Origin of the sequence: Paracoccus sp. (in: a-proteobacteria) (assembly GCF_039808215.1) — a bacterium.
GTDB lineage: Bacteria > Pseudomonadota > Alphaproteobacteria > Rhodobacterales > Rhodobacteraceae > Paracoccus.
Genome location: NZ_JBDHSP010000095.1, coordinates 1 through 8,700, shown reverse-complemented (window position 1 = coordinate 8,700; position 8,700 = coordinate 1). Strand labels below are relative to the sequence as shown.

At 67.4% G+C, this 8,700-nt stretch carries 5 protein-coding genes and 2 pseudogenes; 2 read left to right on the top strand and 5 right to left on the bottom strand.

The annotated features are described in order from the left end of the window. Positions 1-100: 100 nt before the first annotated feature. Genes WMK75_RS17300 through WMK75_RS17285 form a run of 4 tightly spaced genes read right to left on the bottom strand, consistent with a single transcriptional unit; the run spans position 101 to position 6,020 of the window. Entirely contained in the window at positions 101-3,346 is a 3,246-nt protein-coding gene (locus WMK75_RS17300; protein WP_347268832.1) for an error-prone DNA polymerase, read from the bottom strand. Then, positions 3,343-4,836 carry a DNA polymerase Y family protein gene (locus tag WMK75_RS17295; protein WP_347268831.1) on the bottom strand — a complete coding sequence of 498 codons (1,494 nt, stop codon included), beginning with the start codon at positions 4,834-4,836 and terminating at the stop codon, positions 3,343-3,345. The genes WMK75_RS17300 and WMK75_RS17295 overlap by 4 nt, the downstream gene beginning before the upstream one ends. Continuing rightward, positions 4,763-5,350, bottom strand: coding sequence for a hypothetical protein (locus WMK75_RS17290; RefSeq protein ID WP_347268830.1), 588 nt, complete (start codon positions 5,348-5,350; stop codon positions 4,763-4,765). Before WMK75_RS17290 ends, WMK75_RS17295 begins: the two co-directional genes overlap by 74 nt. After that, entirely contained in the window at positions 5,340-6,020 is a 681-nt protein-coding gene (locus WMK75_RS17285; protein ID WP_347268833.1) for an SOS response-associated peptidase family protein, read from the bottom strand. Before WMK75_RS17285 ends, WMK75_RS17290 begins: the two co-directional genes overlap by 11 nt. A gap of 131 nt (positions 6,021-6,151) precedes the next feature. Here WMK75_RS17285 and WMK75_RS17280 point away from each other — a divergent pair. Next, a pseudogene (locus WMK75_RS17280) lies at positions 6,152-6,331 on the top strand (helix-turn-helix domain-containing protein); the annotation flags it as partial. Positions 6,332-6,804: 473 nt separating this feature from the next. Here the strand turns inward: WMK75_RS17280 and WMK75_RS17275 are convergent. After that, positions 6,805-7,684: pseudogene (locus WMK75_RS17275) on the bottom strand (transposase); the annotation flags it as partial. Between the two features lies 1 nt (position 7,685). Between WMK75_RS17275 and WMK75_RS17270 the strand changes: the two are divergent. After that, entirely contained in the window at positions 7,686-8,480 is a 795-nt protein-coding gene (locus WMK75_RS17270; protein WP_347268829.1) for a 3'-5' exonuclease, read from the top strand. Positions 8,481-8,700 lie beyond the last annotated feature (220 nt).

The following is an 8,700-nucleotide window of genomic DNA, read 5'->3' as shown; positions in this document are numbered from 1 at the left end:
TGTCTTCATGCTGGATCGTCCTTTTCATCGGTCGATCCACCTTATGCCCCTGTCTCAGAAACCGGCACCTCCTCTGTCTTTGACGGAACAAACTTGTCGGTCAGTGAAAATCCCGACTGGGGAACAGCTTTTTCGCCTGCTCGCGCGGATGGCGTGCGGTTGGCCCGATGCTGCTGCTAGCAGAGCGCGTCGGTTCATCCGTGCGGTCGCCATTGCCACCCCTCACCGGGCGGCTGAGCGTGGCCAGCAGATGTGAAACATCCTCGACTCTTTCTGCGATCAGGTGGGTGACGGCACCGTCACGCTCGATCCGGCCGGTGACGCGCACCAGCCGCCCGGTGATCACCGCCTTGCGGAAGGTCTCGTAGACCTTTTTCCAAACCACGATATTGGCGGTGCCGGTTTCGTCCTCCAGCGTCAGGAAGATCACACCGGAGGCAGTGCCGGGGCGCTGGCGGGTGATGACGAGGCCGGTGACGGTGACGCGGCCCGTGGCATCTCGCAGACATGCGTGCGGCAGGTTTCCCGGCAGGCGCGGACGCAGCAGTTCCATCGGGTGGGCGCGCAGACTGAGGCGCAGCGACAGGTAGTCCTCGATTACCTCCTGGCCCAAACTCATTTGTGGCAGGGTGACGGCGGGCTCAACTCCGCCCTCGCCATCCGGGCCGAACAGTGGCAGCGGGGCTGGCGCTTGCAGCGCCTTCGCCTCCCAAAGCGCCTCGCGGCGGTTCAGGCCCAGCGTGGCGAAGGCATCGGCCTCGGCCAGCCGCTCCAGCGTCTGGGGATGCACGCCGGAGCGGCGCCAGAGGCTTTCGACATCCGGGTAGCCATTGCCACGGGCGGCGGCGATCCAGGCAGCGTCCTCCTCGCGCAGGCCCTTGATCTGGCGAAAGCCCAGCCGCAGCGCCAGCGCGCCGTCGGGGCGAGGCTCCAGCGTGCAATCCCAGGCGGAGTGGTTGACCGAGACCGGGCGCACCTCGACACCATGATCGCGGGCATCGCGCACCAGTTGCGAGGGCGCATAGAAACCCATCGGCTGGCTGTTCAAGAGCGCGCAGGTGAACACCGCCTGATGGTGGCATTTCAGCCAGGCCGAGATATAGACCAGCCGGGCGAAGCTGGCGGCGTGGCTTTCGGGAAAGCCGTAGCTGCCGAAGCCCTCGATCTGGGCAAAGCAGCGCGCCGCGAAATCGGCGTCATAGCCGCGGGACAGCATGCCGCTGACGAAGCGGTCGCGGAAGGTGCCGATGGTGCCCATGCGCTTGAAGGTGGCGAGCGACCGGCGCAGGCGGTCGGCCTCGGATGGGGTGAAGCCTGCGGCGACCACGGCGATCTGCATCGCCTGTTCCTGAAACAGCGGCACGCCATAGGTGCGGCCCAGCACCTCCATCATCGCCGGGCCAAGATCCTCAACCCTCTCGCGGCCCATGCGGCGGTTGATGAAGGGATGCACCATGCCGCCCTGGATGGGGCCGGGGCGGACGATGGCCACTTCGCAGACCAGATCGTAGAAGCGGCGCGGCCGCATCCGGGGCAGGAAATTCAGCTGCGCGCGGCTTTCGACCTGGAACACCCCGATGGCATCGGCGCGGCAGAGCATGTCATAGACCGGCGCATCCTCGGCCGGGACATTGGCCAGCGTCAGGCTTTGGCCGCGATGGTCCTTGAGCAGGCCGAACGCCTTGCGGATCGCGGTCAGCATGCCAAGGGCGAGGATATCGACCTTCAACAGCCCCAGTGCGTCGATGTCGTCCTTGTCCCATTCGATGATGGTGCGGTCCTCCATTGCCGCATTCTCGATCGGGCAAAGCTCGTCAAGGCGGCCGTGGGTGATGACAAACCCGCCGACATGCTGCGACAGGTGGCGCGGAAAGCCGATGATCTGGGCGATCAGTTGCACCGCCAGCTGCACCCGGCGGTCCTGGATGGAGAGGCCGGCGTCGCGCAGCCGGTCCTCGTCGGGGGCGGCCGAGGACCAGCCCCAGATCTGGCCCGAGAGCCGCGCGATCACGTCCTGCGACAGGCCCATGACCTTGCCGACCTCGCGGATGGCGGCGCGCGCGCGGAAATGGATCACCACCGCGGTCAGCCCTGCGCGCTCGCGGCCATAGCGGGCGTAGATCCACTGGATCACCTCCTCGCGGCGTTCATGTTCGAAATCCACGTCGATATCGGGCGGCTCGCCGCGTTCCTTGCTGATGAAACGCTCGAAGATCAGGGTGATGCTTTCCGGCGGCACCTCGGTGATGCCGAGCAGATAGCAGACCACGGAATTCGCCGCCGAGCCTCGGCCCTGACAGAGGATGCCGCGTGAGCGCGCAAATTGCACGATGTCATGCACGGTCAGGAAATAGGGGGCGTAATCGACCTCACGGATCAGCCGCAGCTCTTTTTCCACCCGATGCACGATCTTCGGCGGCGGGCCGGAGGGATAGCGCCAGTGCAGCCCCTCGCGGGTCAGCCGTTCCAGCCGGGTCTGCGCGGGTTCGCCGTTCTGCGCCTCGTCCGGGTATTGATAGCGCAGATCGTCGAGGTGGAAGGCGCAGCGGTCGGCGATCTCAAGCGTGCGGCGGATCGCGGCGGGGTGGCGGTGAAAGAGCCGCGCCATTTCGGGTCCGGATTTCAACCGGCATTCACCATTGGCCAGCCGACGGGTGCCGATGGCGTCGATGGTGCAGCCCTCGCGGATGCAGGTCAGCACATCGGCGAGCGGGCGACGGGCGGCGCGGTGCATCAGCACGTCGCCCACCGCGACCAGCGGCAGGTTCACCCCTTGCGCCAGCAGCGCCAGCTGGTCGAGGCGGAGATGATCGCGGCCATCATAGCGCGGCGCGGCACCGAGGAAGCACTGGCCGGGGAAGGCGCGGGCGATGGTGCGCAGATCGCTGCGGGCGCTGCCCGGGTCTTCACCCTCCAGCGGATCGGGCGGCAGCGCGATCAGGATCATGCCTTTCCCCCATTCCGCCAGATCGGCGCAGGTCAGGTGACATTCACCCTTGGGCGCGCGGCGCTTGCCCAAGGATAGGAGGCGAGTCAGGCGGGACCATGCCGCGAGATCACTGGGCAGCGCCAGCCATTCGACGGCGGAGTCGGTCAGCACCAGCCGCGCGCCGAGGATCAGCCGCGGCAGGGGCGCATCGGTTGTGGCCTGCGCCTCCTCCCGAAGCCGGGCCAGTTCCTTCAGCGCCGAGAAGGCCCGGACCACGCCCGCCACCGAATTGCGGTCGGTGATGGCGATGGCGGTCAGACCCAATTCCGCCGCCCGCGTCACCAGTTCCTCGGGATGCGAGGCCCCGCGCAGGAAGCTGAAATTCGAGGTCACGCAAAGTTCGGCATAGGCGGTCATGCGAATTCCCCCTGCACATGCCAGTTTTGCGCCCCTCCGGGCGCGGGCCACGCGGGCGCCTGCGGGGTGTGGAACAGCCACAAGCGCGGGCCTTCCTGCGTCTCGATCCGCCAGTAATCGCGCAGGCCCGAGCGCCAGGCAGGATCGTCAAGCCACCATTCCGGGGCGATCCGTTCGGGGCCGGTAGCGCGCAGGGTGGTCAGGCTCATGCGTCGCCAGCGGAATGTGGCGGGCGGATGGCCGGAGGCGGCGGTGACGGGCTCGGGCGGAAACAGGGTGATCGGGCGCAGCGGGCCTTGCGCGGGCGTGGGCGCGGCGGCGCTATAGGCGGCCGGGGTGATGATGAAGCTGCGCTCGGGGATCAGGCTCTCGGCGGGCAGCAGCCGCAGCACCCGGTCAAAGCCGATGCGGTTGCCGAGCGAGGACATAAGGTCGGCCAGGGCATCCTGATGCCGAAGGCCCGGATCGCCGATCTGTTCAGGCGCAAGGGCCTCGGTGACCGGGGCCGTCAGTCGCAAGGCCTCGATGCCGAAACCGGCGTCGATCCCCTCGACGCCCTTGGCAAACAGCGCCGCGATCCGGGTGGGCTCGCGCATCGGCCGGGCGAGGCCGATCTCGACCTGCGCCGTGGCGTGATCGACCCGGTGCAGCTCCAGCCGCAGCCGCCGTGCGCCCATATGGCTGGCAGCCAGTTTGGCGCAAAGCCGCTCCAGCAGACGGGTAAGCCCCGCCATCACATCCGCTTGCAGCCCGATCGGCTCGGGCAGGGTCATCCGCACACTAAAGGATGGCGCGTCCGTTTCGGCCGCCACTGGCTCGGGCTGCGCGCCCAAGGCCTGATCCAGCCGCAAGACCAGCCCCGGCCCGAAGCGCCGGGCCAGAGGCGCGCGCGGCAGCGGGATCAGATCGGCAACCCGGGTGAGGCCAAGCCGCGCCAGCGCCGCGGCAGTGTCCTGATCCACCCGCAGCGCCGTCACCGGCAGATGGTCGATGCCTTCGGCCAGCCCGCCATCCGGCACGATGCCGCCGCCATGACGGGCAAGGGCATAGGCTGCCCCGCGGGTTCCGGCAATGGCGCTGGCGGCGTGCAGTCCCGCACGCTCCAGCCGGGCCTGAAGATCCGCGCGCAACTCGGCCTCGCCGCCGAAGAGATGCGGCACGCCCGAGATATCGGCCATTAGCCCGTCGGCGCCATCGCTTGCCACCATCGGCGCATAACGGCTGGCCCAGCGGCGCAAGCTGGCCAAGGCCGCCGCCTCGCGGGCCAGATCGGCGGGCCGGGTGGCGAGATCGGGACAGATGGCGCGGGCATCGGCCAGGGCCATGCCGCGGGCAAGGCCCCGCGCCGAGGCGGCAGGGTTCAGACAATGCAGGTGATCGGCATGGCCCGACCGCAGGGTCAGGGCAAAGGCCCCCTCAACGGGGCGGCTTCGAAGGCTCGTGTCGCTCGCGAGCCTCGGAAACCATATGGACAGCAGCCGACGCGCCATTCCAGTTCACAGCCCAGCTTCCAAAAGTTCCCTGTTTGTTCTTTTTAAGCGTCCAGCGATGCAGAGTCGAGTCCGCCGCCGGGCTGGCCAGCGGATCGCAATGCCAGCGGGTCTCAGTGGCGTTGCTGCCCGCCCCTTCGCGGATCAGCAAAAGGCCGGTGCTGTGCCCGGCCTCGGCCGCCAGTTGCAGACGGCGGCCGGCGGTCAGCGACAGGGGTTTTTGCGGCTCGGCGATGACCAGACCGATGGACGCTGCGCGAAGGGCTTCCTCGACACACCAGAGCAGGTCAGTCTCGCCCGAGGGGCGCAAGAGATGCAGCCGTTCGCCCACGCCGGGCGGCATGCCGCGCAGCATCGGTAGTTCTGGAAGATGCGCGGGCAGGATCCAGACCAGTGGGCCGGGATGCCGCGCAGCCTGAAACAGGGCAAAGGCGCGACGCCCACGGCCCTCGGCCTCATGCACACGGGCAGGACGCAGAGCGAAGAGATCGGCGGGTGGCAGTTCAGGCTGCATCCTCACGCGCCCCTTCCGCCACGATCTGCAGCATGCCATCCGTCAGAGGCCGTTGCAGGCGCAATGCCTCGGCCGTGGGCGCGGTCAGCCAATGCCGCCATTCTTCGGACTTTGTCAGGATGACCGGCATCGCCTTGGGATGGACCGACGCGACCTCGGCATTGGGCGGGCAGGTCAGGAAGCCGAACAGTTCCGCCGTCACCTCGCCTTCCTTCAACTTCCTGACCGAGGTCCACTCGCAGCGGATGCCGGCGAAGAAAGCCAGTGGTCGATCCTCACCCAGCGCGAACCAGACCGGATGGTTGCGCGGCGCCCCTTGGCGGCCGTCAGGTTCGGCAAAGCTGGTGAAGGGCACGAGGCAACGATGTTCAACTCCCAGCCAGCGCTTCCAGTGCGAGGAGGCCAGATTGCGGATATTGGTCACGCCGGGATCGGTGCGCTTGCCGGCCAGAAACACCTGCGGCGTCGGCATGCCCCAGCGCGCCTTGGTCAGCTGCCAGCCGTCCTGCGGCCCATGCCGGATGATCGGCGCGGCATAGTCGGGATAGATCCCGGCCATGGGTGGCAGGTTGCCGGTCAGGTCCTCGAAGCCCTCGCCCTCCTCGACGACATCATCGAAGACGTGCCGCATCGCGTCCTGGCTCTTGGTCTGGGAGTAAAGATTGCAGATGTGGACGCCCTCCCCTCCTGTCAGGATTCTAGCAGACTTCTTGTCACATCTCTTGCTACCAGATGTTCAGCCTGTTTGCTTGAGCCAAGCTCGCAGGCCCAGATGTTGTGTGCTACGCTCGCTTCAAGCGCATAGACGATATCGCCAATGCCCGAAGCGCCCTGCGACAGAAGCTGCCGATCCGGGAGATCGCGCGTTGCACCGGACTTTCGCGCAACACAATCAAGAAGTATCTGAACGCCAGCGCGGTCGAGCCGAAGTTCTCAGTGCCTGATCACCCGAGCAAGTTCAACCCTTACGCGGATAAGCTAGCAGCATGGCCGCCGCCAGATGGCGCGCGTCTCGCCCAACTCAAAAATGGTCGACTTTTGCGTCGCCTTTTGGCCGGACTTCGCTCCGCAGTTGTGAGGTGGTTGCCGGTGGCCCCCCGGCTGAGACGATCCGGGCCGTGATGCAGGCCATGCCGGATCTGCCGCCCGAAACCCTGTTTCTTTATGAGCCGGTGGCCAACGCCCGCCCCTATCAGCGGCGGGGCTGCTAACCCGGCTGCTGCGCTATGTCTTTGCTGACTTCAGCGCGCAGTTCATGCTGGGCGCGGCCTTTGTCGAGGCGGCCCCTGAAAATCCCTGGCCATCCATCGCCACTGCTCGATGAATGAAACTGGGAGCTTTACCTTCAGGGACCGTCGCTAGGTCGTGTTCACCTTCTCGCCGCAGCGGATTGTGACGATAGTGCCCCGCGGCGTGGTGTAGGATCGCCGACCCTTGGAGAGGTCAGGGCTTGCTCAGGTCGCCACGGCGGGCAACCTGACGTTTGGATTGTCGGTGACGCGGGCGAGAGTTTCAAGGCTCATTTAGCGCCGCGCCAGCGCCCATTCGTCATTGGTCTCCAGCATCAGCGCCCCGACCAGTCGGATGATGGCCGCGTCATTGGGGCTCGAGGGCGCGAACGCCATCGGTCCGAGAGAGCGCCCGAGGGCCGATGACATCGGCGCGGCGCTTGATCTCGCGGCTCACGCGCTCCAGCGGATTCGTGGAGGCGATCTGGGCCCAGTGCTCGTGGGGGAAGTCCATGTAGCGAGGACGTCATCGCGGGAGGCGTCCATGAAGGTGCCGAGTTTTTCGACCTTCTCGCGCAAGGCATCGGCGATGGTCCCCCACTGGGCCTCGGCGTCGGCCCTGGTTTGCCTCGGGCGAAGATCGTCTTCAGCACCGCCGCCACTGCGGAGCGCTGTTTGGCCGGCGCGTGGGCGAGCGCGCCCTCGCATCCAGTGCGCGCGACATCTCTGATGGGAGGCGCTGAAGACCCGGGCCGCCGCCGCCCGCAGGCCCTTGTGATCACAGGCCATTGTGATCACAGGCCGATGACCGGCTTGACGCCCCTCAGGCCGCGGTCGGCCAATGAGCGCGAGGCAAGCCGGTCCGAGACAGGTCTCGGCCTTGGAGGGGCCGGTGGCGACGCCCGGCACCTCGCGCTTGCCGGCCTCGTTGACCGCCACGGCCACGATCACGGCCCGGCTGACGATCCGCCCGCCCTCGCGCAGCTTCCGACAGGTGGCATCGAGCCACAGTGAGCCATCGAAGGCGCCACCGGTCCGAGCCCGATGGCGAACGGCCAGGCGCCCTCCGGCGGGTCAGAAAGGCATTCACCCGCTCGTCGGTCTCGGTGGCCGGCCGCAGCCGGTTGCTGACCATTACCGATCTGCTCGACATCCTGAACGCCCTGCCGCTGACGCGCTGGACCAGTCTGATCGGTGAGGGCATCGGCACATTGGCGCGTGAGCTGGACCAGAAAGCCGCTCCGGTTCCCGATCTCGTGCAATGGTTCGGTGAATGGGCGCGGGAGGCGCGCAGCGAGCAGCGCGGGCTTTTGCTGCTGACCGCGCATCGTGCCAAGGGGCTGGAGTTCGATCATGTCGCGATCCTGAACGGCGGCTGGGACCGCCCGTCGCGCGGCGAGAATGCCTGCGCCCCCCGCCGCCTGTTCTATGTCGCGATGACGCGGGCGCAATCCACCCTGACCGTCCTGACCGGCGGCCCCCACGCCTTTCTTGGCCGAGGCGAGGCCGTGCTGCCCCGCCGCGTCAGCCCCGACACCGCCGCGCTGCCCGCTGCCCGCCGGCAGCATGTGCCCGCCGATCCAAAGCTGGTCGACCTGTCCTTCGCAGGCCGGCTGAGGCCGGGCCATCCCGCGCTTGCTGCCATCGCCTCTGCCCGCCCCGGCGACGCGCTACGGCTGTTCCGCGATGGCGAGCGGTGGCAGATTGTGAACGCGCAGGGCAGCATTCTGGCCCGCATGTCGCGTGCCTTCACCCTGCCTGAAGGCGCCATTTTCCTGTGCGGCGAGGTGGCGGCGATCCTGAACTGGCGGCGCGAGGACGGGGCCGAGGATTACCACCATCTTCTGCGCCGCGACATCTGGGAGGTGGTCTTGCCGGAGCTGGTGTTCGAAATGCCATGAGAGCACGGTTTGATGAGCGGCGCTCCGGACGGGCTCACTAAAGGGCGACCCGATTCGGCGGCACCGCCGTTCTCACTGCTGGGCACCTCGAAAAATTGCCCTGACCGGGCGGCTGGGGTAGGTGTCAGAGGTATCCGGCAGGCGGAGCGTGGCGATGGCGCAGATGGGTTTCTTCGATCTTTCAGACCGCTACGCGAGCCTGGACGCCAAGAAAGACCCG

Bases quoted from the DNA above. Each gene is read 5' to 3' on its own strand.
- WMK75_RS17300 (WP_347268832.1), bottom strand. From the start codon at position 3,346: ATGACCGCCTATGCCGAACTTTGCGTGACCTCGAATTTCAGCTTCCTG.
- WMK75_RS17295 (WP_347268831.1), bottom strand. From the start codon at position 4,836: ATGGCGCGTCGGCTGCTGTCCATATGGTTTCCGAGGCTCGCGAGCGAC.
- WMK75_RS17290 (WP_347268830.1), bottom strand. From the start codon at position 5,350: ATGCAGCCTGAACTGCCACCCGCCGATCTCTTCGCTCTGCGTCCTGCC.